We start from the raw sequence: 22,683 nt of genomic DNA, 5'->3' as shown, positions 1-22,683 counted from the left end.
TCAGGAATGCGAGACGAATGGCTCGCGGTGGGTGTTGAGTGCGGGTGCGGAGCTCGCGCGCCGCACCCGCCGGGTCGCCCCGCTTAGATATCGACGGCGGCGCCTCCGCGCTCGACGTCGATGCGGTGGGCGGTGCGAAGCAGGTGGGCGGTGCGGGCGACCTCCTCGTCGACGCGGGCGTCGTCCCAGCCGAGCGCGGGGGCGATCGCCTCGGCCGCGGCACGCACGCGCTCGAGGGTGAGCCCGCCGAGGAACGCGATCGCGGTGCGCCGGAGCAGCAGGTCGTCGAGGTGCACGACCTGCTCGGATGCCGCGAGATGCGCGAGCTCGGCCGCGGTGTACGCGGGGAGCAGCTCGAGTGCCGCGTCGTGCTCGGGCGTCGCCGCCAGCACTTCGTCGGCGCGCGTGCCGTAGCGGTCGAGCAGCGCTTCGACTCGTGCCCGGTGGTTGCCGTCCGCGCGCTCGGCCACCCAGCGGGTGCGCGCCGCCCGGCCCTTCGGGAAGCCCTTGCCGCCCCCGATGTCGAGGCTCTCGGTGCCGACGGTGCGGGCCACGCCGAGCAGCTCCATCGTGTCGTTCGCGAGGTGGGCCGCGAGGGCGCGGAAGGTGGTCCACTTGCCGCCGACGAGGCTGAGCAGGGGCACGCCGGCGCGCTCGGTCGACTCGATGCGGTAGTCGCGGGAGACGAATCCGGGCGCCGTGTCGTCGTGCCGGGGCAGGGGGCGGATTCCCGAGAACGTGTACACGATCTGCGAACGGTCGACCGCGATGTCGGGGAAGACGTGGGAGATGAGATCGAAGAAGTAGTCGACCTCATCGCTCGTGCAGGCGGTCGGGGTGCTGGGATCCGCGTCGATGTCGGTGGTGCCCACCAGCACGCGGTCCTTCAGGGGGTAGATCAGCACGATGCGGCCGTCGGAGTGCTCGAAGAAGATCTCCCGGCCGGCGGTCGCGGCGAGCAGCTCGGGGTGGTCGAGCACGATGTGCGAGCCCTTCGTGCCGCCCATGAACCGGGTGCCCTGACCGAGCGCCTCGTTCGTGAGGTCGGTCCAGGGGCCGCTCGTGTTGAGGATCACCTTGGCGGTGACGTCGAAGACGTCGCCCGTGAGCTCGTCGCGCACCTGCACCGCGCCGTTCTCGAAGCCGACGGCCGGCAGGTAGTTCGCGGCGCGAGCGCGGTCGCCTCCTGCGACGAGGCCGTCGTGCAGCACGTCGAGCGCGAGCCGCTCGGGGTCGTGCATCGACGCGTCGTAGTAGGTGGCGGTGTACTTCACGTCGCTGTTGAGGCGGGGCAGCTCGCCGAGCGAACGGCGCCGCCCGAGGAACTTGTGCCGAGGCACCTGCCCGCCGTCGCGGGAGAAGGTGTCGTAAAGCGTCAGGCCGATCTTGATGAGCGCGGCGCCGCGCTCGCGCGCCTTTCCGCGGCCGTGGGTGACGAGCAGGCGGAAGGGCGCCGACAGGATGCCGGAGAACGTGGAGAAGATGGGGATCGTCGTCTGGAGCGGGCGCACGTAGTGCGGTGCGGTGCGGAGGAGCCGGTTGCGCTCCGCGACCGCCTCCTGCACCAGCCGGAACTCGCCGTTCTCGAGGTAGCGGACGCCGCCGTGCACCATGTGGCTCGATGCGGAGGAGGCGCCGGAGACGAAGTCGCCGCGCTCGACGAGGGCGACGTCGATGCCCTGGAGCGCGAGCTCGCGGAAGGTGGCGATGCCATTGATGCCGCCGCCGATGATGAGGACATCGGCGTGGGGGCGATCCCGCAGGCTGCGAACCGCGGGTCGGGTGGTCGGCGTGCGATCATTCATGGCTTCAACCTTTCGACGTTCGAGGTCAGCTTCCACCCGCCTGCACCGAGTTGCAACCTCATTGCACGTATGTGCATGATGTGTTCATCGAACCGAGCGAAGGGGGCAGCGGTGACGGCGAGTGGGTCCAGGTCGCGGGAGGCTCTGCGAGCCGCGCAACTGTACTACCTGCAGCATCTCACGATGGAGGCGATCGCGCAGGAGATGCGCGTGTCGCGCTCCTCCGTCTCGCGGCTGCTAGCATACGCGCGCGACTCCGGCCTCGTCGAGATCCAGGTCCACTCGCCGCAGGAGGCCCGGTCGCAGCTCGAGCTGCGCATCGCCGAGCGGTACGGCATCACCGCGCACGTGGTGCCCTCGCCCGCCCGCGCCTCGGAGGCCGACCGGCTCAAGCGCACCGCCCGCACGGCGGCCCACCGCGTCGCCGCCGCCGTGGGAGATCGCTCGACGATCGGCGTCGCCTGGGGCGCGACGATGAGCGCCGTCGCGCGGCACCTGCCCTCGAAGACCGTGCACGAGACGCGGGTCGTGCAGATGAACGGGGCGGCGAACGTGCGCACCACCGGCGTCTCCTACGCGGCGGAGCTGCTCGGCGGCTTCGGCAACGCCTTCGCCGCCTCCGTCTACCAGTTCTCCGTGCCCGCGATCTTCGACAACCCCGACACGCGCCGCGCGCTCTGGCGGGAGCGCTCGGTGAGCCGCGTGCTCGAACTGCAGGCGTCGAGCGACCTCTACGTATTCGGGCTCGGGTCGCGGATCGGCGATCCCCGCTCCCGCATCTACTCCGGCGGCTACCTGGATCGCGACGATCTGCAGGAGCTCGTGCGAGCGGGCGTCGTCGGCGACTGCGGCACCGTCTTCTACCGGAGCGACGGGAGCACCGATGGAGTAGCGCTGAACGAGCGGTCGAGCGGACCATCGCTCGACACGGTGCGGCGCATTCCGCACCGGCTGTGCGTCGTATCGGGAGCCGCGAAGCGCGACAGCCTGCGCGGCGCGCTCTCCGCCCGCATCATCACGGAGCTCGTGGTCGACGAGGAACTCGCGCGGCTCGTCGTCGAAGCTGGCGGCTGAGCCCGGAGCATGATGGAATAGTACACATGTTCGAGTCGCCGCGTGACATCGCCTCCGTGCTGCACGTCGACATGGACTCGTTCTTCGTGTCGGTCGAGCTGCTCGACCGCCCCGAGCTCGTGGGGCTCCCCGTGGCGGCCGCGCACGACACGGCCCGATCGGTGGTGTCGAGCGCGAGCTACGAGGCGCGGCGGTTCGGCGTGCGCTCCGCCATGCCGGTGGCCCGCGCGAAGCAGCTCTGCCCGCAGCTCGTGCTCGTCGAGCCCGTGTATGCGAAGTACCGCAGTGCGTCGAAAGCGGTGATGGCGGTCTTCCAAGAGTTCACGCCGCTCGTCGAGCCGCTGAGCATCGACGAGGCGTTCCTCGATGTCGCCGGCACGGTACGGCTCTTCGGCCCGCCCGTGGAGATCGCCCGCGCGATCCGGGAGCGCGTGCGGGAGCGCACGGGCCTGCCCGCCTCCGTGGGCCTCGCCGGAACGAAGTTCGTCGCCAAGCTCGCCTCGCAGCGCGCGAAGCCCGACGGCATTCTCGAGGTGCCGCCCCAGCGCACCATCGAGTTCCTGCATCCGCTGCCGATCGGTGCGATGTGGGGAGTCGGCCAGGCCACCGAGCGCGCTCTGCACGCCCGCGCGATTCGCACCGTCGGAGAGCTGGCGCGCGAGCCGCTGCCGTCGCTGGAGCGCATCGTCGGCGCTGCGAGCGCACGGCGGCTGCACGAGCTCGCGAACGGCCGGGACGCGCGCCGGGTCGAGACCTCGCGCACCGAGAAGAGCATCGGGCACGAGGAGACGTTCGCCCACGACGTCTCCGACACGGGCGTGCTGCAGCGGGAGCTGCTGCGCTTGGCGACGCGCACGGGGGAGCGGCTGCGCGCGGCGGGCGCCGAGGCCCGCACGGTCTCCATCAAGGTGCGGTGGGGCAACTTCGAGACGATCACTCGGTCGCGCACGCTTCCCGAGGCGACGGATGCAACGCAGCGGATCTACCACACGGCGCGCGATCTCTTCTCGGCGCTGGACCGCGGGGGCCGCGCGGTACGTCTCATCGGCGTGCGCGCCGAGCAGCTCATGCCCGCCGGCTCCGACATCGCGGCGCTCTGGAGCGAAGACGACGGCTGGCGCGCCGTCGACCAGGCCGTCGACGACGTGCGCGAGCGCTTCGGCGCGGCAGGGGTGACGTCGGCGAGCCTGCTGCACGGGCGCGGAACGGTGGTCGACCCGCGTTCGCTGGAGGAGCCGGGCTAACGCGACCGCCCGCCTCAGCCGTTCCGGTTCGCCGCGCCAGGATCGGGGCGAGGGCCGGAGTCGGGGTCGGGGGCGTCGTCGGTCTCGTCGTCGGGCTCGCCCGACTCGACGATCGCCAGCACCGATTCGAGGATCGCGGCCAGCCAGTCGAACACGAGCACCGTACCGCGCGTCTCCTCGTCATCCAGGAGGCGCGGCCGATCCTCGGAGCCGTCGAGCCCGATGCGAGCGGCGATCGCGAGGCGCAGCGCCGTGACGGTGCGCACCCAGGCGGGGAGCGTCGACTGCGAGATGTCGACCTCGACCAGCGTCCCGTCCGCGGGCGCCCCGCCGCCGAGCCCGAGCGCAGCCGTCACATCCATGGCGTCCTGCAGCTTGCGATTGAGCAGGCCCTGCTCGGTCACGCTGCGGAACTCGCCCGACCGCGCACCCTCTGCGTACGCGTCCGGGAAGAGACGGGCGAGAGCGGGGTCGTCGGGAGTCTCATCGGAGCCCCCGACCTCGAGGCTCGCGAAGAGCGGGTCGGGATCGAGCGCCGTGCTGCTGTGACTCTGCAGCAGTTGGATGAGCTGCGCGATCAGCTGGTCGAGCATCGCGGCCTCGTCGTGGTCGAGCAGGAGCCGGAGCCCGCGGCCGGGCAGGGGAAGGAGCTTCACAGCTCGCCCGCCTGACGCACCGTCGCCCAGAGTCCGTATCCGTGCATCGCCTCGACGTGCATCTCCATCGCCTCCTGCGACCCCTCCGCGACGACCGCGCTGCCCGAGTGGTGCACCTGCAGCATCAGCTCCTCGGCGCGATCCCGGCTGAACCCGAAGTGCCGCTGGAAGACGAAGGCGACGTACGACATGAGATTGACCGGGTCATCCCACACGACCGTCTGCCAGACGGGGGATTCGAGGCTGGTGGTCTCCGCGACCCGGCGCGTGCGCGCCTCAGGATGCGCCGCCTGCATCAGCCCCACCCGAGTTCGTGGATGCGCTCCTCGGTGATGCCGTAGAAGTGCGCGATCTCGTGCACGAGCGTCACCCGGATCTCGTCCACGAGCTCCTGCTGGTCCGAGCAGTGCTCGAGCAGGTTCTCGCGGAAGAGGATGATGCGATCCGGCTCCTCCCCGTAGCCGTACGCGCCGCGCTCGGCGAGTGAGAACCCCTCGTACACCCCGAGAACCTCGCTGCCGTCGGCGGGTCGATCCTCGACCAGGAAGATGACGTTGTCGAGCTGCGCGAGCATGTCGTCGTGCAGCGAGTCGAGGCCATCCGCGACCAGCGATTCGAACTCCTCGTGTGAGATGTCGAGCATGTCTTCACCCTACACAGTACGACTCCGCGCCGTCGGGGAGAATTGCGCGAAGCCCGGGGGTGCGCCCATGTCATAATGAGCTGCTGCGTTCACGCATCGCAGATGGGGAATGCGCGGAGGCATGGGGGAGAAGGGGGTCGCAGTGCAGCGCGTCGGTGTAGCGAAGGGGGACGCGGTGTTCGCCGCACCCTTCATCCTCTTCGCGCTCGTCACCATCGGCACCGGCGTCGCCCACCTCGTCGTGCACCCGCCCACATCGTGGACGCTGGTGCTGGCCGTGATCGCGAGCGTGATCATCTGCGGGCCGTTCCACATCCGCATCGGCCGCGACCGGGGATTCCCGCGAGCGGGCGTCTCGATCGTCATGCTCTCCATCGATCCGCTGCAGCACGCGCCGTTCATCGGCGTGTGCATCTGGGCGGTGGGCGTCGTGATCGCGCAGGCCTGGCTGCGGCGCAACGTCTGGTTGGCGCTCTACACGACCGGGCTCGCCGCCGTCGGCGCCGTCGGCTTCGTCGCCGTGCGCCTCGGCGGGGAAGCGCTCGGCATCTGGTCGGTCCCGACCTTCGTGGTCGCAACCGCGGTGTTCTACGGCGTCGTGCTGCTCGCCGAGTTCGCCCGGCAGTGGGGCCGGGCCGAGGTGGACCGCGGCGTGAGCGCCGCCTCGGTCAAGCCGAGCCGCGTCGGTTTCCTCATCGCCGTGGTCGCCTGCACTGCGACGCTGATCCACTACATGGATGCGACCGTCATCTCCTGGCTGGAGAGCGATCCCGAGGTGAGCCTCACCCCGTTCGTGGTGCTGCTCGCCGGTTCGCTCTTCTACGTGCTCGCCCAGCGCTCGCGCTCCGACGATATCGAGGCGCGGCTCTCGGCGGTCGTGGACGCCGCGATCGAGCTGCCGCGCGAGAGCGGTGCGTCCCTCGGCGCGGCGCTGCTCAACCGCGCGCGAGGGGTGGTGCGCGCCAACAGCGTCGAGTTGCGCGACTCCGCGCCGTCGACCTCCGAGATCGGAGCACCCGTGAGCCTGGAGGCGGGGGCGTGGCAGTACGTGGTCGCCTCCCGCAAGCTCGGCGGCGGCGCCTTCACCCGCGACGACCAGCGCGCCATCGAGTCGCTCGCGCACCTCGCCAGCGAGGCCGCGCGCATGCAGTACGAGGTCGATTCACTCGAGCAGCGCGCCAACACCGACCCTCTGACGGGGCTGCCGAACTACGGCGCGTTCCAGGAGGCGCTGATCGAGGCGAACGAGCATCGCGCCTATCACGAGGGCATCGCCCTGCTCTTCATCGACCTCGACAACTTCAAGAAACTGAACGACAACTTCGGCCACCGAGCCGGCGACGCGCTGCTGCGCGCGCTCGCCGGCCGACTCGAACGCGCTGCGGGCGGCGGCGACTTCGTCTCGCGGGTCGGCGGCGACGAATTCGTCGTGATCTTCACGGGGCTCGTCTCCATCGACCAGGCCAAGGAGTCGGCGGATCGCGTGATCGCCGCGCTGAGCGAGCGCATGGACCTCGAGGGGCACGATCTCAGGCCCCTCGTGAGCGCGGGGCTCGCCTTCTCGAGCCACCGCGAGATCGACGCCCAGTCCCTCGTCGAGGACGCGGATCGCACGATGCTGCAGGCCAAGCGCTCCAGGCGGCAGGGGACCGACCCCGTCGGCAGCACGGTGAGCATCTCGTCGCACCGCTCCACCCGCCTCAACGACATCGTCGCCCGCGCCATCGAGGGCAACCGGCTGATGCTCGCCTTCCAGCCCATCGTCGACATCTCGACGGGGAAGATCTGGGCGTTCGAAGCGCTCACACGCTACGTCGATCCCGAGCTCGGCCCGATCTCCGCGCCCTCGCTGATCGCGCGGGCCAAGAGCCTGGGGCTGATGAACGCGCTGACCGAGCAGGTCATCACGAAGGCGCTCCATGCCGCCGAGCAGTTCCGCGCGCTGGAGCCGAGCGTGAACTGCGTGACCGTGAACCTCGACCTCGGCCAGATCAGCGATGCCGAGCTCGGCCCCTTCCTGCGCGACGCGGCACGAGCGCACCCCGACGTCACCCTCTGTATCGAGCTCAACGAGCGATCACTGCGATCCGTCACCGACGAGCTGCGGCGCGACGCCGAGAACCTGCAGACCGCGGGGCTCATCATCGCCCTCGACGATTACGGCTCCGACGACTCCTCGGTGGGGGCCCTCGTGCACTTCCCCATGAACATCCTGAAGATCGACAAGAGCCTGATCGGCAACCTCGACGATTCCCGGCAGCGCGAGCTGATCAAGGCCCTGCAGGGGTTCGGCGACAACCTCGGGCACACAGTGGTCGTCGAGGGGATCGAGAGCGCCGCGGTTGCGGAGACGCTGCGGGAGCTCGGCGTGCGCAGCGTGCAGGGCTACTACTTCGGCCGGCCGCAGTCGTTCGCGCTCACGCGCGACCGGCTGCGGCGCTTCGGCACGCGCGCGGAGATCGCCTGATCCCCGTCCTCAGTAGGAGGTGTCGGCTCCGGGCGACTGCGGCGTGACGTCGACCCCCGAGCTGAGCCGCGAGATGGCCTCGGCCGCGACGAACTCCGGGTCGGGCTCGATGAACGCGTCGACGACGCCCATGAACGCGAGCGCCGAGACCGACCAGGTCTCGTCGGGCGCCGCCTCGCGGCCCTCGCCCTCCAGTACCGCGCCCGGCGCGCTGAAATGCGCCCCCACGAGAGCAGGGACCGTCGCGCGCACGATGCCGAGGCCCTCGATCACCGAAGCCGCCGCGACGACGAAGGGCTGGTAGTCGTTGTGGAACATCGGCTTCAGCCGATAGCCGACCGTGGGGAGCACGTTGCGGTAGAAGCTCTCCATCGTCTCGACGAACGAGAGCTCGCTCGCCTGCAGCGCGTCGAGCATCCGAGAGCGATCCGCCTCGTCGGGCCACGCCATGATCGTGGTCGAGAGCGCCGCGTACGTGCGCCACTTGCTCGAAGCGGTGACCACCTCGAAGTTGTACTCCGCCGCGGTGCGGATGATGTCGATGAGCACGCTGCGACGGCCCGCGGGCGTCCGCAGATCCTCCGTGCGCATGCTCAGGTACTGCCACGTCGTCAGCAGGGTCTCCGTATCCGCGCGATCGATCTGCGCCTGATTCGCGAGCTCGCAGAACAGGTCGGCCATGAACGCGTTCGCGCTCGGCCACACCTGCCCGAACTGCTTCGCCGAGACGCCCGCTTCGAGGCAGATCCGGTCGATGAGGTCCTGCGAGACCCCGAGGGAGATCCCTACGGTCTCCACGTGCTGCACCGCGGTGAGCAGCACTTTCATGCGGGCGTCATCGAGCGCCGGTCGGGAACGAACACTGTTCCCGCGGTTCCAACCGTCTCCCTGCACCTTTCCCCCAATTTCGACGTCAGTAGTGCACATATGCTAGCATCCCGCTTTTGCTGTCTCCCACCACCGCGCCGCCGTCGCGCTGCGTTCGGAGGCGTCCGGCGGCCCGGACAGGCGCGGCGCGACTCGCCGTGCGAAGCCCGCGCTGCGCGATGAACCGCGATTCGGGCACAATGAGACCTGCAGGAGTCGTTCGAGGTCACACCCGGGCATTCATGACGTATCCGCGGCGCATGCAGCCGCTCCAACAGGAGGATCCTCGGCGTTGTCCCATATCGATCGTTCCGTGACGAATCACGACGTCATCCCCGTCATCGGCTCCGCCCTCTTCGCGGAGCAGCCGACCGCGCGCATGTGCATCGGCATCATCGCGGAGAACGACGTGCCGCGACCCGGGCTCGAGTCGGAGTACCGTGCGCACTTCGAGCTGCGGAGGAACGTCTACGTCGATCAGACGGGCCAGCTCGACGAGAGCGAGATCCAGCCCGACGGCACCGACCGCGACGCCGACGACGCCCGCTCGATCACCTTCGCAGTCTTCGAGAACCACATCGACGGCGTGCGCGTCGTCGGGGTCTCGCGCCTCATCGTGCGCGGCGACGAGCTGCCGCTCCCGGTGGAGGAGTTCTGCCCCGACTCGTTCGTCGACGGCGACCTGTCGCCGCGGAGCGTCGAGGTCTCGCGGGTGATCGCCCGCCACGAGCACGCCGTCATGCAGGAACTGGTGCAGTGGCACCTGTTCGCCGTCATGCTCGCCTACGAGGCGAACCACGGCCTCGAGCGCACCTTCGCCATCATCGAGCCCTGGCTCGAGCGTCATCTGCGGGGCACCATCGCGATCTCGCGCATCGGCGAGCCGCGCTACGTCGAGCACTACCTCGACTACAACCTGCCGATCGAGATCGACATCCCGCTCTCGACGGAACGCGTGAACGACCGCCAGAGCGGAATCATCGATCAGTACCGCGCCGACGACGGCGCCATGACCTATGTGGGCCGCGCCCCGAAGCGCGCGCTGAGCGAGCAGCTGCAATGACCGCTCTGGGCGTCGACGCTCCCCAGTTCTCGAGGAACTACGGGTTCTGGAGCGAAGACGAGCAGCGCGCCCTCACCGCTGCGCGCGTCGCCATCGCGGGTGTCGGCGGCGACGGCTTCCAGCTCGGCCTGAAGCTCGCGCGCATGGGCGTGGCCGCGTTCAGCGTGGCGGATCCCGAGGTCTTCGAGCTCGAGAACGTGAATCGGGTCGAGGGCGCGAGCAGCGCCACGATCGGCAGGCGCAAGGCCGACGTCTTCCGCGAGCGCGTGATCGACATCAACCCCGAAGCCGAGGTGCGCACGTTCTTCGACGGCGTCACCCCCGAGAACGTCGCCGACTTCATGCAGGGGGCGTCTCTCGTGCTCGACGAGTCGGAGCTCACGAAGCCCGAGATCGGATCGCTCATCGCCCGCCGGGCGCGGCTGCAGGGCATCCCCGATCTGCTCGTGATGAACGTCGGCTTCGCCGCCCAGGTCACCTCCTTCGCGCCGGCATCGGCCTGGACGTTCGAGCGCTTCATGGGATTCGACGCGGAGATGCCGCTCGACGAGATCGCCGACGCGGGAGTCGACTTCGCCCGCTGCCTGCCCTACATCCCGTCGTACACCGACCTCCGCTCGCTGCGAGCCGTCGAGGGGGAGGGGGGCGAGGAGCCCGCCTCGCTCCCGTCGATCTCGATCGGCGTCGACGCGGCGTCCGCGATCGGCAGTGCGCAGGCGTTCCTGCACCTCACGACAGCGGTGTCGAATCGGCGCCGCTCGCCCGTATGGGCGCCCCGCGTCGCCTACACCGACGCCTATCTGCTCCGCACGCGCATCGTGCGGGCCGGACGCGCGCAGCACCTCCGCGGGCTGCTCGTCGCCGCGGCGCGCCAGCAGCTGCGCCTCAATCCGCTCGGCAGCTACACGCTCGCCGACATCGCGCGGCACCGCGGGTAGGCGGGGCGCGAGGCGCGGTCGGCCCCAGGCCGGGCCGAACGCGGTGCTCACACGAACGAGGCCCGCCGCGCACCGGATCTGCATCCGTGTGCGAGGCGGGCCTCGATTCACTTGGGGTGGCTAACGGGACTTGAACCCGCGACCACCGGCACCACAAGCCGGTGCTCTACCGACTGAGCTATAGCCACCATGCTGACCTGACTCGCGTGAGCTCGCCGGGCAACCTGATCATCATAACCCACCCACCGGCGCCAATGCCAAACCGACTGGAACGGCGCGCGCGTCGCGCGCCGGTGCCGCGACTACTCGGCGGCGTCTCCGTGCACCAGCGCCGCGAACCGCTCCGTCGCGCGCTTCGCGTGCGATCCGGCCGTCTCCTTGTCGGGGCCGGGCATCGAGACCATCACCGCGTCGCGGAAGTACGCGAGCTCCTGGATGGACTCGGCGATGTCGGCCAGGGCGCGGTGCCCGCCCGTCTTCTCCGGCGCCCCCGAGTACGCCGCCGGGTACCAGCGGCGGCTCAGCTCCTTGATCGTGGAGACGTCGATGCTGCGGTAGTGCAGGCGCTCCTCCAGCACGGGCAGGTATTTCGCGATGAAGCGGCGATCCATGCCGATCGTGTTCCCCGCCACGAGCGGGCGCCGCCCCGCGGTGACGAAGCGCTCCAGGTAGGCGATGACCTGGCGCTCGGCCTCCTCGAGGCTCGCGCCCTCCGCGATCCGGGGCAGCAGCCCCGATTTCTCGTGCATCGTGCGCACGAAGTCGTTCATGTGCTCCAGCGCCTCCGCACCCGGGTCGATGACGATCTCGAAGCCGGCGTCGAGGGGGGTGAGATCGAAGTCGGTGACGATGACCGCGATCTCGCACAGCCCGTCGCGGTCGACATCGAGCCCCGTCATCTCGCAGTCGATCCAGACGATCTGGTCAGCCGGCGTATTCGCCACAGTTGCTCCTCGGGTGCCGTGTCGTGGTGCGGGCGCGCGCCCGCAATCGGTTCAGTCTACTGGGCGGGGTGCGGCCGGCCGGAGGGGTGCGGGCGGGCGGCGGCGTCAGCCGCGCCGGGGCACGCCCTAAACTGGAGACCATGGCTGTTCTTCCCATCGTGATCTCCGGCGAACCCGTGCTGCATCGCCCCGCCGCCCCCGTCACCGAGTTCGACGCGGAGCTGCGCACGCTCGTCGACGACATGTTCGAGACGACGGTCGCGGCGCCCGGCGTCGGGCTCGCCGCCCCGCAGGTGGGCATCGGCAAGCGCGTCTTCGTGTGGATGTACGACGAGCAGGAGGAGGCGGCGCCGCGCGGCGTCGCCATCAATCCGGAGCTGTGGATCTCGCCGCCCGAGCCCGGCATCCCCGGCGAGGACGAGGTGGAGGGGTGCCTCTCCTTCCCCGGCGAGCGCTTCGCGCTCCGGCGCTCCCCGCGCGCCCTGCTGCGGGCGCAGGACATCGATGGGAAGCCGTTCGAGATCACGGCGAGCGGCTGGTTCGCGCGCATTCTGCAGCACGAGTACGACCACCTCAGCGGGCTGCTCTACGTCGACCGGCTCGTGCACCCCGAGCACCGGGGCGCGCAGAAGGCGCAGCGCAAGAACGGCTGGGGGCGGCCCGGCCTCAGCTGGATGCCCGGCGTCGACGACCTAGAGGGCTGACGGCCGCGGCGGTGCCGGCGTCGCCTCGGGCGGCCGAGACGCCGGGGTGAGCGTCCAGGCGAGCGCGGCGACGCCGATGAGTGCGGCGGTCGCGCCGAACGCCCATCCGAACCCGGCGAGGTCGACGATCGCCCCGGCGATGAGCGGCCCGAGCACACCCCCGAGATCGCTCGTCATCGAGTACGCGGCGACCACCGATCCGCCGCGGCGCTGGGCGAGGACGTCGGCGAGCACTGCCTGCTGCCCCGGGTTCACGAGCGCCGACCCGGCGCCCGCGGCGAACATGACGGCGAGCGCGACCCAGAGCACGGGGGAGAACGGGAATGCGGCGTAGGCCGCGGTGAGGATGATGGAGCCGGTGATGAGCAGCGGCTTGCGGCCGATCGTGTCGTTCCACCGCCCCGACGGGAAGATGAGGATCGCGTTGCCCGCCGCGTAGGCTGCGAGCACCCAGGCGGCCATCGTCGCGTCGCCGTGGAACGTCGCGGCGACGAGCAGCGGGATCACGGAGACGCGCACGCCGAACGACGACCAACCGAAGGCGAACACCGAGAGCAGCAGGGTGCGGTACTGCGGAACGCGGAGCGCCGCGCCCAACGTCATCTCGCCGCCGTCGTCGGCCGACCCGCGGGGAGCGCGTCCCGCGAGCGCCGAACGACGCAGTGCGACGGCGACGACGGTCGCCGCTGCGACGAGCGTGAAGAAGTAGAACACGAAGGGCGCGCGGAGGCCGAAGATCGCGACGGCGCCGCCGAGCACCGGCCCGAGGAGGCCGCCGAGCAGGAACCCGGCGGCGTTCACGCTGGCGACGCGACCGCGCGCGGCGGGCGGACTGACCTTGATGAGCAGCGCCGTCGCGGCGACCGTGAACATCGCGGACCCGATGCCGCCGACGCCGCGCAGCACGACGAACTGGGTGTAGTCGGCGGCCAGCGCGGCGGCACCCGTGGAGACGGCGACGATGAGGATGCCGATGATGTACGTGCGTCGCTCGCCGAGCCGGCCGACGACCCAGCCCGCGAGCGGCGCGGAGACGAGGCGCATGAGGGCGAACGCGCTGACGATCGCCGACGCGGCGAAGTTGGAGACGTCGAACTCGAGCCCGAACTGCGGGATCGCGGGCGCGACGACCCCGTACCCGAGCGCGACGGTGAAACCGCCGGCGACGAGCGCCCAGACCTCGAAGGGCAGCTTCGCCTGCGCCGGCTTGGGGGTGGGCACGCGTTCAGATCCCTTCGATGACGCCGCAGCGATCGCGGAACTCCGAGTGCCTCCGGCAGGATTCGAACCTGCGACCGACGGATTAGAAGGCCGTTGCTCTATCCACTGAGCTACGGAGGCAACTCTACGAGCGTACACCGAGTTCGCTGCCGTCGCAGTCGGGTCAGTGGTGCTCCTCGACTTTGCGCGCGTACATCGCGCGGTCGGCCTCCGCGACGGCTTCGGCGAGCGTCGCGAGCCCCGGAACGGCGGCTGCCACGCCCATCGCAGCCGAGACGCCGGCGCGCTCCAGCTCCGCTGAGAACGGGGCGAAATGGTCGTCGGCGCCTCGCGCGGTCACGCCGTTGGCGAGGATCGCGAACTCGTCGCCGCCGATGCGGGCGAGGCGGTGGACGTGCGTCGCGGCCGCCGACAGCGCCTGAGCTGCGCTCACGAGCAGCCGGTCGCCCGCGAGATGGCCCTGCGTGTCGTTGACGCACTTGAGGCCGTTCAGGTCGATGATCGCGACGGCGACCGGATCGCCGAACGCGTCCACGCGCTCCTGCGCATCGGCGAGCACGCGATCCCAGCCGCGCCGGTTGAGCAGGCCGGTGAGGGCGTCGGTGTGCGCGAGTGCGTCCGCGATGGCGATGCTGCGGCGCTCGCGGTCGATGCCGCGTGAGAGTTCGAGCTGCGAGGAGAGCAGGTCGCTGAGCAGGCGGATGAGCTCCTCGTCGATGGTCTCGCCATCGGCGAGCGGAGTCTCGCGCACGCCGCAGAGCACGCCGAACAGCGCTCCGTCGTCATCGCGGATGGTGTACCCGGCGTACGACCCGACGCGCTCGGCGGCGCGGAGGTCGGAGTACTGCGGATCGCGGCGCGAATCGGGCACCACGTGGGCCGCTCCCGCCGACATCCGGCTGCAGAACGACTCGTTCCAGTCGACGCGGTCGCCGACGGAGATCACCTGATCGTGGTGCACGTGCACGTGGATCTGCTCGCCGTTCGTCACCCGCGAGACCGACCAGTCGGTGAGGGGAGTGTGCTCGTTGAGGTAGGCGACGACGCGCTCCGCCGATCGGGTGAACGCGGCGGCTCCGTTGAGGGGATCCGCCATCACCGTCCCCGCTCGACAGCGCGACGGCGCGTCTGCGGCAGCAGGACGCGGCTCATCGTGCGCGCTCGGCCTTCACGGCCGCCTTCGCGGCCCGCTTCGTCTCGCGCACGCGCTGGAGCGCCTCCGGGGAGGTGATGTCGGCCACGCTCCGATACGAACCGGGCTCGCCGTAGGCACCTGCGGCCTCCTGCCAGCCCGCGCCGTCGAAGCCGAGCTGCTTGCCGAGCAGGGCGAGGAAGATGCGGGCCTTCTGGTCGCCGAAGCCGGGGAGCGCTTTCAGCCGCTTGAGCACCGTCTTTCCGTCCGGGGAGTCCGACGTCCAGATCGCGGCGGCGTCGCCGCCCCACTCCTCGACGATGGTCTGGCACAGCGTCTGCACGCGGGTGGCCATGGATCCCGGGAAGCGGTGCACGGCCGGGGTCTCCGTGAAGACGGCGACGAGGCGATCGGGATCGACTGCCGCGATCGCCGCGGCGTCGATCTCGCCGAACCGCTGCTGGATCTTGAGCGGCCCGGTGAACGCGACCTCCATGGCGATCTGCTGGTCGAGCAGCATGCCGATGAGCAGTGCGAGCGGGTTGTTCGTCAGCAGCTCGTCGGCCGCTGCGTCGTCGGTGAGGTGCAGACTCATGGTGTCAGTGTACTGAGCGCGCGAGCTACTCGAAGCGGTTGACCATCGCGAGCGCGGCGCGCTCCACGTAGTCGCGGAAGGCGGCGTCGTGCATGGGCGGGAGCTCAGCGGCGTCGAGGGCAGCGTGCATGTGCCGCAGCCACCGGTCGCGGGCGTCGGGGGTCACGGCGAAGGGCTGATGGCGCATGCGGAGGCGCGGATGCCCGCGCTGCTCGGAGTACGTCGTGGGCCCGCCCCAGTACTGCTCGAGGAAGGCGCGGAGGCGCCAGGTGGCGCCCTCCCAGTCGTCGTCGGGGTACATCGGAGCGAGCACGGAGTCTTCGCGGACGCCGCGGTAGAACTCGGCGGCGATGCGCTCGAAGGTGGGGGTGCCCCCCACCTGTGACCAGAGCGTCTCGGTCACGGCCTCGCCGCTCTCGCCCGCGCGGAGCGTGAGGCGCGGGCCCGGCTGCGGGCCGGGCTCCGGGACGGGCTGCGGTGATTCGTTCATGCGGGCCCTCCGGGCTGTTTCGGCAGTTCATCGGCGAGGGTGATGTCGTGCTCGGCGAACTTGCGCCGCAGCTCGGCGCGCACGCCGCGCTGCACCTCCCACTGCGCCTCCGGGCGCGTCTTCACGAGCAGGCGCAGCGTGGCGCGGTCGCCGAAGATGCTCTCGAGGCCGAGGAGCTCGGGGGAGCCGGTGACCTTGCGGGCGTACTTCTCGGACCGCAGCAGCGTGCGCGCCGCGTCGAGCGCGACGTCGGAGACCCGCGACATGTCCTGCCGCGCGTCGACGGTGAAGTCGATCACGGCCTGGCCCCAGCCCTGCGAAGCGTTGCCGAGCGTCAGCACCTCGCCGTTGCGGATGAACCAGAGGGTGCCGTCGATCGCGCGCACCTGGGTGACGCGGATGCCGACGTCTTCGACCGTGCCCGTGATCGCGCCGATCGTCACGATGTCGCCGACGCCGAGCTGATCCTCGAACACCATGAAGATGCCGTTCAGCAGATCTTTGACGACGTTCTGCGCGCCGAACGCGAGGCCCGCCGCCACGATTCCCGCCGAGGTGAGCAGCGCGCCGAGATTGACGCCCAGCTGGCCGAGGATCAGGATCAGCGCGATGACGACGATGGTCCACGTGATGACGGCCCGGCCCACGGTGCCGAGGGTGCGCGTGCGCTGCACCGCTCGTGCGCTGACGTAGGGGGCCGCGCGCATCTCGGAGGTCGTGTCGACGTCCTGCGCCTTCTTCACCCCGCGCACCACGTGCGTCACCGTGCGCATGAGCAGCTTGCGCAGGAGCCAGTTGAGCAGGAGCGCCGCGATCACGATGACCGCGATCGCGAGCGGCACGTGGTAGGTGGTCAGGAAGGTCTGGAAGGCGTTGCCGACCACCTGCTCCACGTCATCGACGCCGTCCATTCACACCTCCCGGTCCGCCGCCTGCACGCGCAGCGCGCGCTCGACCCCGGCGAGATGCTCGGAGACCATGCGGCGGAGCGCCGCCGGAGCGTCGGGGTGGCCGTCGAGCCAAGCGCGCGTCGCCTCGGCGAGGGGCTCGCTCGCGAGCTCGGCGGGGTAGAAGCCCTCGACGAGCTCCTCCGCGATCGCGTAGCTGCGCGACTCCCACACCGGCAGCAGGGCGTCGAAGAAGCGCTCCACGTAGGGCTCGAGCAGCGCGAGGTCGTGCGCACGGGTGAAGCCGGCTGCCGTGGCGCGCACGATCGCGTTCGGCTGGTCGTCGGCGTCGAACACGGAGGCCCAGGCGCGAGCCTTGTCGTCGGCGCCGGGCAGCGCTGCGCGCGCGTGCGCCGCAGCCTGGTTGCCGTTCGCGGTGCGATCCCCGGCGAGGCGCTCGTCGATCCGGGCCGACGTCGCGCGGCCCCCAGCGGCGAGCGCGAACAGCAGCTCCCAGCCGAGGTCGGTGTCGATCGCGAGGCCCGTGAGCTCGCGGGTGCCGTCGAGGAGCGACTGCACGGTGTCGAGCTGCGCGTCGGTCGCGGCGAGGTGCGCGAACGACTTCACGAACTGGAACTGACGATCCGACCCGGCGTCGGCCTGCTCGGCGAGCGCCCACAGTGCGTCGGCGACCCGCTCGAGCGTCGCGGCGCGGCGGTCGCGCGCGACGTAGCTCGCCGACGCCAGCGACAGCTGCCCGAGCAGCGTGCGCAACGTGGTCGAACCGGTCTCGTGGCGCACGTGGGCGAGCACGATGTCGATGAACCGGCTGGCCGGGAACTCGCCGTCGCGGGTCGCATCCCACAGCGTTCCCCAGAGGAGGGCCCGCGTCAGCGAGTCCTCCGCGGCGCCGAGATGCCGAGCCGCGGTGTCGAGCGAGCGCTCGTCGAGGCGGATCTTCGCGTAGGTGAGGTCGTCGTCGTTGAGCAGCAGCAGGTCGGGCTGCGCCGCGCCGACGAGCTCGGCCACCTCGGTGCGCGCGCCGTCGACGTCGAGCTCGATGCGCTGCGTGCGCCGCAGGGCATCGCCCTCGAGCGCGTAGAGGCCGATCGCGATGCGGTGGGGGCGGATCGTCGGGTGATCGGGGGCGGCCGACTGCTCGACCGCGAAGCTCGCGTAGCGGCCCTCGGCGTCGAGCTCGAAGGCGGGGCGCAGCGTATTGACGCCGGCCGTCTCCAGCCACAGTCGCGACCATTCCGAGAGATCGCGGCCGCTCCGCGCCTCGAGTTCGGCGAGCAGATCGGGCAGCTCGGTGTTGGAGTGGTGGTGCTTGACGAAATAGTCGTGCACGCCCTGCATGAACGGTTCGCGGCCCACCCAGGCGACCAGCTGCTTCAGCACCGACGCGCCCTTCGCGTAGGTGATGCCGTCGAAGTTGACGAGCACGTCTTCGAGGTCGCGGATGGGGGCGACGATCGGGTGCGTCGAGGGCAGCTGATCCTGCCGGTACGCCCACGACTTCTCGGAGGCGGCGAACGTGGTCCAGCACTCCGTCCACTCCGTGGCCTCGGCGACGCCGAGCGTCGACATGTACTCGGCGAACGACTCGTTGAGCCACAGGTCGTTCCACCACCGCATGGTGACGAGATCGCCGAACCACATGTGCGCGAGCTCGTGGAGGATCGTGACGACGCGGCGCTCGCGCATGGCGTCGGTGACCTGGCTGCGGAAGACGTACGCCTCGGTGAAGGTCACCGCCCCGACGTTCTCCATCGCACCCATGTTGTACTCGGGCACGAAGAGCTGGTCGTACTTGTCGAACGGGTAGGCGTAGTCGAACTGCTCCTCGAAGAAGCCGAACCCCTCGCGGGTCTTCTCGAAGATGTAGTCGGCGTCGAGGTGCGGCGCGAGCGACTCGCGGCAGAAGACGCCGAGCGGAATCGTGCGGCCGTCACGGCTCGTCAGCTCGGAGCGCACGACGTGGTACGGGCCGGCGATGAGGGCGGTGACGTAGCTCGACATGACGGGCGTCGGTTCGAACGACCAGGTGGCGATCGCCTGCTCGGGCCAGTCGCCGCCCTGCGCGCCCGCCCGCGCTCCGGCGTCGACCGGCTCGGGCGTGGGCTGGTTGCTCACGACCTGCCAGCGCGCGGGCGCCGTGATGGTGAACGCGAACGTCGCCTTGAGGTCGGGCTGCTCGAACACCGGGAACATGCGGCGGGAGTCGGGCACCTCGAACTGGGAGTAGAGGTACACCTCGCCGTCGGCGGGGTCGACGAAGCGGTGCAGGCCCTCTCCGGTGTTGGTGTACCGCTGCGTCGACGCGATCCGCAGCACGTTCCGCTCGGCGAGGCGCGGCAGGCGCACGCGCGAGTCGGCGAAGACCTCGGCGGGATCGAGCGCATCGCCGTTGAGCTCGACGCTCTCGACCGAGTCGGCGATGAGATCGATGAAGGTGTCGGCTCCGGGGGTGCCGCTGAAGTGCACGGTGGTGACCGCCGAGAACTGCTCGGCTCCGGTGGTGAGGTCGAGCGCCACCTCGTAGCGCTCCGTCGAGACGACGGCCGCGCGCTCCTGGGCCTCTGCGCGGGTGAGATTCGTTCCTGGCACTGATGCTCCTGACGACGGTGGACAACGTATGGGGTCCAGCCTAGGCCCGCCCGCCGACGCCGGTGATGAATCCGCTGAGTGCGCCGTGTGAAGCGGCGGTGCGGGGCTGCCGGGCGCCGGTCTGGCCCCTCTACAGTGGAGCGCATGGATCGCACGCTCGGCACCTCCGACCTCCTCGTCTCCGCTGTCGGCCTCGGCTGCAACAACTTCGGGCGACCGGGCGCTTACACGGAGGACCAGCGCGGAACCGATGCCGTCGTCGGCGCGGCGATCGACGCAGGCATCACCCTCTTCGACACGGCGGATCTCTACGGGTACGCCTTCGGGCGCAGCGAGGAGATGATGGGGCGCGCGCTCGGTGCGCGCCGCGACGCCATCGTGCTCGCGACCAAGTTCGGCCACCCCGACGCCGATGCGCCGTACTCGGGGCGTCGCGGATCGCGCGAGTTCATCCGCGCCTCCGTCGAGGGCTCGCTCGCGCGCCTGCGCACCGACCGCATCGACCTCTACCAGATGCATGTGCCGGATCCCGAGACCCCGATCGCCGACACGCTCGTCGCGCTCGACGAGCTCGTGCGCGAGGGGAAGGTGCGGTGCATCGGGCACTCGAACTTCTCGGCCGAGCAGATGCGGGAGGCCGCCCGGGTCGCGGCGGAACTCGGTACGACGGCGTTCGTCTCGGCGCAGAACGAGCTCAGCCTCGTGCAGCGGGAGGCTGACCGGGCGGAGGTGCCGGCGGCGCGCGACCTCGGCCTCGGCTTCCTCCCGTTCTTCCCGCTCGCGAACGGTCTGCTGACCGGCAAGTTCGCCCGCGACCGGTTTCCCGAGGACACCCGCATCATGCGCCAGCGCCCCCACGTGGCGCAGAACGCCGACTGGGATGCGCTCGACGCCTACCGCGAGCACTGCGCCGACTGGGGCGTCACGATGCTCGAGGCGACCTTCGGCTGGCTGCTCGCCCACGAGCCGGTCTCCAGCGTGATCGCCGGCGCGTCGACGCCCGAGCAGGCGCGCCAGAACGCGCTCGCGGGGGAGCGGTGGCGCCCCGACGAGGCGCAGCGCGCGCGCATCGAAGCGCTCTTCCCGGTGCCGGGCCGGTGAAGAGTAGGCTGAACCGCATGAGCATCGAGCGCAGCGATTCCGCACAGCCCTCCGTCGAGTTCTGGTTCGACCCGATCTGCCCGTGGTGCTGGATGACCAGCCGGTGGATCTCGGATGTGGCCGCGCAGCGCGGGTTCGACATCGCCTGGCACCCGGTGAGTCTGCAGATCATCAACGAGGGCAACGATCCGGGCGAGCACGCGGAGGGCATGCGGCAGGGGCACCGGCTCGGCCGGGCCGCGGTGGCCGCTGGGCGCACGCACGATGCGACGGTCGTGGGGCGCCTGTACACCGAGCTCGGCACCGCGATCCACCCCGGCGGACGCACCGATTTTGACGCGATCCTCGCCGACGGGCTGGAGGCGGCGGGGCTCGACGCCGTGCTCGCCGCAGCCGCCGACGACGAGCAGTACGACGCGGAGCTGCGCGCGAACACCGCGCATGCGCTCGACATCGCCGGCCCCGACGTGGGCGTGCCGGTGATCTCGGTGGACGGCGTCGCGTTCTTCGGCCCCGTCGTCACCCCGGCGCCGCAGGGCGAGCAGGCGCTGCAGCTCTGGGACGGCATCGTCGCGGCGGCGAGCGTGCCCGGCTTCTACGAGCTGAAGCGCGGCCGCACCGCCGGTCCGCAGTTCTGACCCCGCCGCACCGGTAGAATCGGGCCCATGCGCATCCACGTCGCCACAGATCACGCCGGACTCGAATTCAGCCAGCAGCTGCAGGATCACCTGCGCGCCCAGGGCCACCAGGTCATCGACCACGGCCCCGCCGAATACGACGCACTCGACGACTACCCGTCGTTCTGCATCAACGCGGCGATCGGCGTCGCGCGCGACGAGCGCGACGGCGTCGAGGCGCTCGGCGTGGTCTTCGGCGGCTCGGGCAACGGCGAGCAGATGGCCGCGAACAAGGTCGCGGGCATCCGCGCCGCGCTCGTGTGGAACGACGCGACGGCGACGCTGGCGCGCGAGCACAACAACGCCAACGTGATCTCGATCGGAGCGCGGCAGCACGACGTCGCCGATGCGATCCGCTTCATCGAGATCTTCATCGACACCCCCTTCACGGGTGAGGAGCGCCATGTGCGCCGCATCGCGCAGCTCGGCGAGTACGAGCGCACGGGGGCGATCGACGGCAAGCACGTCGACAGCCTCTGATGCCCGAGGGGCACAGCGTCCACCGCATCGCGCGTCAGTTCGCGGTGAACTTCGTCGGCACCGCTCCCGAGGTGACGAGCCCCCAGGGGCGTTTCGCGCAGGGGGCGGCGCAGCTCAGCGGCCGCGAGATGCTCGATGCGCGCGCCGTCGGCAAGCAGATGTTCCTCGAGTTCGCGGGGGATCGCTGGCTCCGCGTGCATCTCGGCATCTACGGCGCGTGGGACTTCGCAGGCGACGTGCGCGTCGATCCGTCGATCCAGATCCACGGGCAGGCCGCGGGGCGCACGAAGCTCGGGCAGACGGGGGAGTACTCCCGGCCCGAGAGCGCGCGGCCGCTCGACCGCGACGGCGAGGACTCGGTGGCGTCGATCGGCGCTCCCCGACGCACTCGGGTGCGCATGGCCGAGTCGGATCGCGAGACGGCCGCCCCTGCGGCGTTCCCACCGGAGCCCGTCGGGCAGGTGCGGGTGCGGCTGCTGAACGAGCTCGTCTGCGCCGACCTGCGCGGGCCGACCGCCTGCGAGGTGCTGACGCCCGGCGAGGTCGATGCCGTGATCCAGCGACTCGGGCCCGACCCCGCGAACGTCAACACTCCGGCGGAGCGCGACCGGTTCGTGGAGCGCGCCCTCCGCAAGCGGACGCCCATCGGACTCGTGCTGATGGACCAGTCGGTGATCGCCGGGATCGGCAACGTGTACCGCGCCGAGATGCTCTTCCGCGCCGAGCTGAACCCGCACACGCCGGCGAACACCATCGATCGCTCGGTGCTGGAGGCGCTCTGGGACGACTGGGCGCACCTGCTCGAGATCGGCATCACCGTCGGGCAGATGATGACGATCGACGGCTTGAGCGGCGAGGAGTACCAGCGCGCGCTCGTCGACCGCGACGAGCGGCACTCGGTCTACAAGCTCGAGGGCACGCCCTGCAAGCGCTGCGGCACGAACATCGTGCTCGAGGAGTTCGGCGCCCGCAAGCTGTACTGGTGCCCGGGCTGCCAGACCTGACGGCGTCGCGCCGACCAGATGCGACGGCGAGGCGCCGACCAGACGCGACGGCGTCGCGCCGAACCCGAGGGTTCGCGCCGA

At 70.7% G+C, this 22,683-nt stretch carries 22 protein-coding genes and 2 tRNA genes; 10 read left to right on the top strand and 14 right to left on the bottom strand.

Annotated features, from left to right (window positions below; all coding sequences use genetic code 11):
- Positions 1–83: 83 nt before the first annotated feature.
- Positions 84–1,805: a glycerol-3-phosphate dehydrogenase/oxidase gene (locus BLT44_RS11980; protein ID WP_010156825.1), complete on the bottom strand. Its 1,722-nt coding sequence runs from the start codon at positions 1,803–1,805 to the stop codon at positions 84–86.
- Between the two features lie 183 nt (positions 1,806–1,988).
- Here BLT44_RS11980 and BLT44_RS11975 point away from each other — a divergent pair, with 183 nt between their 5' ends.
- Complete coding sequence (locus BLT44_RS11975) at positions 1,989–2,879, top strand: sugar-binding transcriptional regulator (protein WP_010156828.1); 891 nt, start codon at positions 1,989–1,991, stop codon at positions 2,877–2,879.
- Between the two features lie 26 nt (positions 2,880–2,905).
- Positions 2,906–4,123 (top strand): DNA polymerase IV, encoded by a 1,218-nt coding sequence (dinB, locus tag BLT44_RS11970; protein ID WP_010156829.1) that lies wholly within the window; start codon positions 2,906–2,908, stop codon positions 4,121–4,123.
- A 14-nt stretch (positions 4,124–4,137) separates the two neighbouring features.
- Here the strand turns inward: dinB and BLT44_RS11965 are convergent, their stop codons facing one another.
- The 3 genes from BLT44_RS11965 to BLT44_RS11955 are packed head-to-tail and all read right to left on the bottom strand — an operon-like array spanning position 4,138 to position 5,422.
- Positions 4,138–4,779: a DUF2017 family protein gene (locus BLT44_RS11965; RefSeq protein WP_010156830.1), complete on the bottom strand. Its 642-nt coding sequence runs from the start codon at positions 4,777–4,779 to the stop codon at positions 4,138–4,140.
- Entirely contained in the window at positions 4,776–5,075 is a 300-nt protein-coding gene (gene clpS / locus BLT44_RS11960; RefSeq protein ID WP_143026053.1) for an ATP-dependent Clp protease adapter ClpS, read from the bottom strand. Before clpS ends, BLT44_RS11965 begins: the two co-directional genes overlap by 4 nt.
- Positions 5,075–5,422 carry a metallopeptidase family protein gene (locus BLT44_RS11955; protein ID WP_010156832.1) on the bottom strand — a complete coding sequence of 116 codons (348 nt, stop codon included), beginning with the start codon at positions 5,420–5,422 and terminating at the stop codon, positions 5,075–5,077. Before BLT44_RS11955 ends, clpS begins: the two co-directional genes overlap by 1 nt.
- Before the next feature lie 175 nt (positions 5,423–5,597).
- Here BLT44_RS11955 and BLT44_RS11950 point away from each other — a divergent pair, with 175 nt between their 5' ends.
- Positions 5,598–7,889 carry a putative bifunctional diguanylate cyclase/phosphodiesterase gene (locus BLT44_RS11950; protein WP_143026052.1) on the top strand — a complete coding sequence of 764 codons (2,292 nt, stop codon included), beginning with the start codon at positions 5,598–5,600 and terminating at the stop codon, positions 7,887–7,889.
- A gap of 9 nt (positions 7,890–7,898) precedes the next feature.
- On the opposite strand, the gene BLT44_RS11945 is transcribed toward BLT44_RS11950, so the two are convergent.
- Positions 7,899–8,717 (bottom strand): hypothetical protein, encoded by an 819-nt coding sequence (locus tag BLT44_RS11945; protein ID WP_010156834.1) that lies wholly within the window; start codon positions 8,715–8,717, stop codon positions 7,899–7,901.
- A gap of 352 nt (positions 8,718–9,069) precedes the next feature.
- On the opposite strand from BLT44_RS11945, the gene BLT44_RS11940 reads away from it, so the two are divergent.
- Complete coding sequence (locus BLT44_RS11940; RefSeq protein ID WP_143026051.1) at positions 9,070–9,819, top strand: hypothetical protein; 750 nt, start codon at positions 9,070–9,072, stop codon at positions 9,817–9,819.
- Complete coding sequence (locus BLT44_RS11935; RefSeq protein ID WP_010156837.1) at positions 9,816–10,757, top strand: ThiF family adenylyltransferase; 942 nt, start codon at positions 9,816–9,818, stop codon at positions 10,755–10,757. The genes BLT44_RS11940 and BLT44_RS11935 overlap by 4 nt, the downstream gene beginning before the upstream one ends.
- Before the next feature lie 112 nt (positions 10,758–10,869).
- On the opposite strand, the gene BLT44_RS11930 is transcribed toward BLT44_RS11935, so the two are convergent.
- A tRNA-His gene (locus BLT44_RS11930) sits at positions 10,870–10,945 on the bottom strand.
- Positions 10,946–11,059: 114 nt separating this feature from the next.
- On the bottom strand, positions 11,060–11,701 hold the full coding sequence (gene orn / locus BLT44_RS11925) for an oligoribonuclease (RefSeq protein ID WP_010156838.1): 642 nt from the start codon (positions 11,699–11,701) through the stop codon (positions 11,060–11,062).
- Between the two features lie 140 nt (positions 11,702–11,841).
- On the opposite strand from orn, the gene def reads away from it, so the two are divergent.
- Positions 11,842–12,405, top strand: coding sequence for a peptide deformylase (gene def, locus BLT44_RS11920; RefSeq protein WP_010156839.1), 564 nt, complete (start codon positions 11,842–11,844; stop codon positions 12,403–12,405).
- On the opposite strand, the gene BLT44_RS11915 is transcribed toward def, so the two are convergent.
- From BLT44_RS11915 to pepN, 7 genes are all read right to left on the bottom strand, one after another.
- Positions 12,394–13,626, bottom strand: coding sequence for an MFS transporter (locus tag BLT44_RS11915; RefSeq protein WP_010156840.1), 1,233 nt, complete (start codon positions 13,624–13,626; stop codon positions 12,394–12,396). The genes def and BLT44_RS11915 overlap by 12 nt on opposite strands.
- Before the next feature lie 47 nt (positions 13,627–13,673).
- Positions 13,674–13,746 (bottom strand) — tRNA-Arg (locus BLT44_RS11910).
- A 43-nt stretch (positions 13,747–13,789) separates the two neighbouring features.
- Positions 13,790–14,722: a GGDEF domain-containing protein gene (locus tag BLT44_RS11905; RefSeq protein WP_010156841.1), complete on the bottom strand. Its 933-nt coding sequence runs from the start codon at positions 14,720–14,722 to the stop codon at positions 13,790–13,792.
- Positions 14,723–14,774: 52 nt separating this feature from the next.
- Positions 14,775–15,353 (bottom strand): HhH-GPD-type base excision DNA repair protein, encoded by a 579-nt coding sequence (locus tag BLT44_RS11900; protein ID WP_010156842.1) that lies wholly within the window; start codon positions 15,351–15,353, stop codon positions 14,775–14,777.
- Positions 15,354–15,378: 25 nt separating this feature from the next.
- A complete protein-coding gene (locus tag BLT44_RS11895; RefSeq protein WP_010156843.1) occupies positions 15,379–15,843 on the bottom strand; it encodes a globin in 465 nt (154 codons plus the stop codon).
- Positions 15,840–16,754: a mechanosensitive ion channel family protein gene (locus BLT44_RS11890; protein WP_010156844.1), complete on the bottom strand. Its 915-nt coding sequence runs from the start codon at positions 16,752–16,754 to the stop codon at positions 15,840–15,842. The genes BLT44_RS11895 and BLT44_RS11890 overlap by 4 nt, the downstream gene beginning before the upstream one ends.
- Complete coding sequence (gene pepN, locus BLT44_RS11885) at positions 16,755–19,340, bottom strand: aminopeptidase N (RefSeq protein WP_010156845.1); 2,586 nt, start codon at positions 19,338–19,340, stop codon at positions 16,755–16,757.
- 144 nt (positions 19,341–19,484) lie between these two features.
- Between pepN and BLT44_RS11880 the strand changes: the two genes are divergently transcribed.
- Genes BLT44_RS11880 through BLT44_RS11865 form a run of 4 tightly spaced genes read left to right on the top strand, consistent with a single transcriptional unit; the run spans position 19,485 to position 22,602 of the window.
- Positions 19,485–20,441 carry an aldo/keto reductase gene (locus tag BLT44_RS11880; protein ID WP_010156846.1) on the top strand — a complete coding sequence of 319 codons (957 nt, stop codon included), beginning with the start codon at positions 19,485–19,487 and terminating at the stop codon, positions 20,439–20,441.
- 17 nt (positions 20,442–20,458) lie between these two features.
- The gene (locus BLT44_RS11875) at positions 20,459–21,079 is read left to right on the top strand and encodes a DsbA family protein (protein WP_010156848.1); all 621 of its coding nucleotides are present in this window, start codon (positions 20,459–20,461) and stop codon (positions 21,077–21,079) included.
- Positions 21,080–21,106: 27 nt separating this feature from the next.
- A complete protein-coding gene (locus BLT44_RS11870) occupies positions 21,107–21,598 on the top strand; it encodes a ribose-5-phosphate isomerase (RefSeq protein WP_010156849.1) in 492 nt (163 codons plus the stop codon).
- Entirely contained in the window at positions 21,598–22,602 is a 1,005-nt protein-coding gene (locus BLT44_RS11865; RefSeq protein ID WP_010156850.1) for an Fpg/Nei family DNA glycosylase, read from the top strand. Before BLT44_RS11870 ends, BLT44_RS11865 begins: the two co-directional genes overlap by 1 nt.
- Positions 22,603–22,683: the final 81 nt, after the last annotated feature.

It is taken from the genome of Leucobacter chromiiresistens (genome assembly GCF_900102345.1).
In the GTDB taxonomy this organism is placed as follows: domain Bacteria; phylum Actinomycetota; class Actinomycetes; order Actinomycetales; family Microbacteriaceae; genus Leucobacter; species Leucobacter chromiiresistens.
Note: the sequence above shows the minus strand (reverse complement) of the source record. Positions and strands in the feature narration are given on the sequence as shown.

Coding starts and splice junctions, on each gene's coding strand:
- BLT44_RS11980 (WP_010156825.1), bottom strand. CDS start 1,805: ATGAATGATCGCACGCCGACCACCCGACCCGCGGTTCGCAGCCTGCGG.
- BLT44_RS11975 (WP_010156828.1), top strand. CDS start 1,989: ATGGAGGCGATCGCGCAGGAGATGCGCGTGTCGCGCTCCTCCGTCTCG.
- dinB (WP_010156829.1), top strand. CDS start 2,906: ATGTTCGAGTCGCCGCGTGACATCGCCTCCGTGCTGCACGTCGACATG.
- clpS (WP_143026053.1), bottom strand. CDS start 5,075: ATGCAGGCGGCGCATCCTGAGGCGCGCACGCGCCGGGTCGCGGAGACC.
- BLT44_RS11955 (WP_010156832.1), bottom strand. CDS start 5,422: ATGCTCGACATCTCACACGAGGAGTTCGAATCGCTGGTCGCGGATGGC.
- BLT44_RS11945 (WP_010156834.1), bottom strand. CDS start 8,717: ATGAAAGTGCTGCTCACCGCGGTGCAGCACGTGGAGACCGTAGGGATC.
- BLT44_RS11935 (WP_010156837.1), top strand. CDS start 9,816: ATGACCGCTCTGGGCGTCGACGCTCCCCAGTTCTCGAGGAACTACGGG.
- def (WP_010156839.1), top strand. CDS start 11,842: ATGGCTGTTCTTCCCATCGTGATCTCCGGCGAACCCGTGCTGCATCGC.
- BLT44_RS11905 (WP_010156841.1), bottom strand. CDS start 14,722: ATGGCGGATCCCCTCAACGGAGCCGCCGCGTTCACCCGATCGGCGGAG.
- BLT44_RS11900 (WP_010156842.1), bottom strand. CDS start 15,353: ATGAGTCTGCACCTCACCGACGACGCAGCGGCCGACGAGCTGCTGACG.
- BLT44_RS11895 (WP_010156843.1), bottom strand. CDS start 15,843: ATGAACGAATCACCGCAGCCCGTCCCGGAGCCCGGCCCGCAGCCGGGC.
- BLT44_RS11890 (WP_010156844.1), bottom strand. CDS start 16,754: ATGGACGGCGTCGATGACGTGGAGCAGGTGGTCGGCAACGCCTTCCAG.
- BLT44_RS11880 (WP_010156846.1), top strand. CDS start 19,485: ATGGATCGCACGCTCGGCACCTCCGACCTCCTCGTCTCCGCTGTCGGC.
- BLT44_RS11875 (WP_010156848.1), top strand. CDS start 20,459: ATGAGCATCGAGCGCAGCGATTCCGCACAGCCCTCCGTCGAGTTCTGG.
- BLT44_RS11870 (WP_010156849.1), top strand. CDS start 21,107: ATGCGCATCCACGTCGCCACAGATCACGCCGGACTCGAATTCAGCCAG.
- BLT44_RS11865 (WP_010156850.1), top strand. CDS start 21,598: ATGCCCGAGGGGCACAGCGTCCACCGCATCGCGCGTCAGTTCGCGGTG.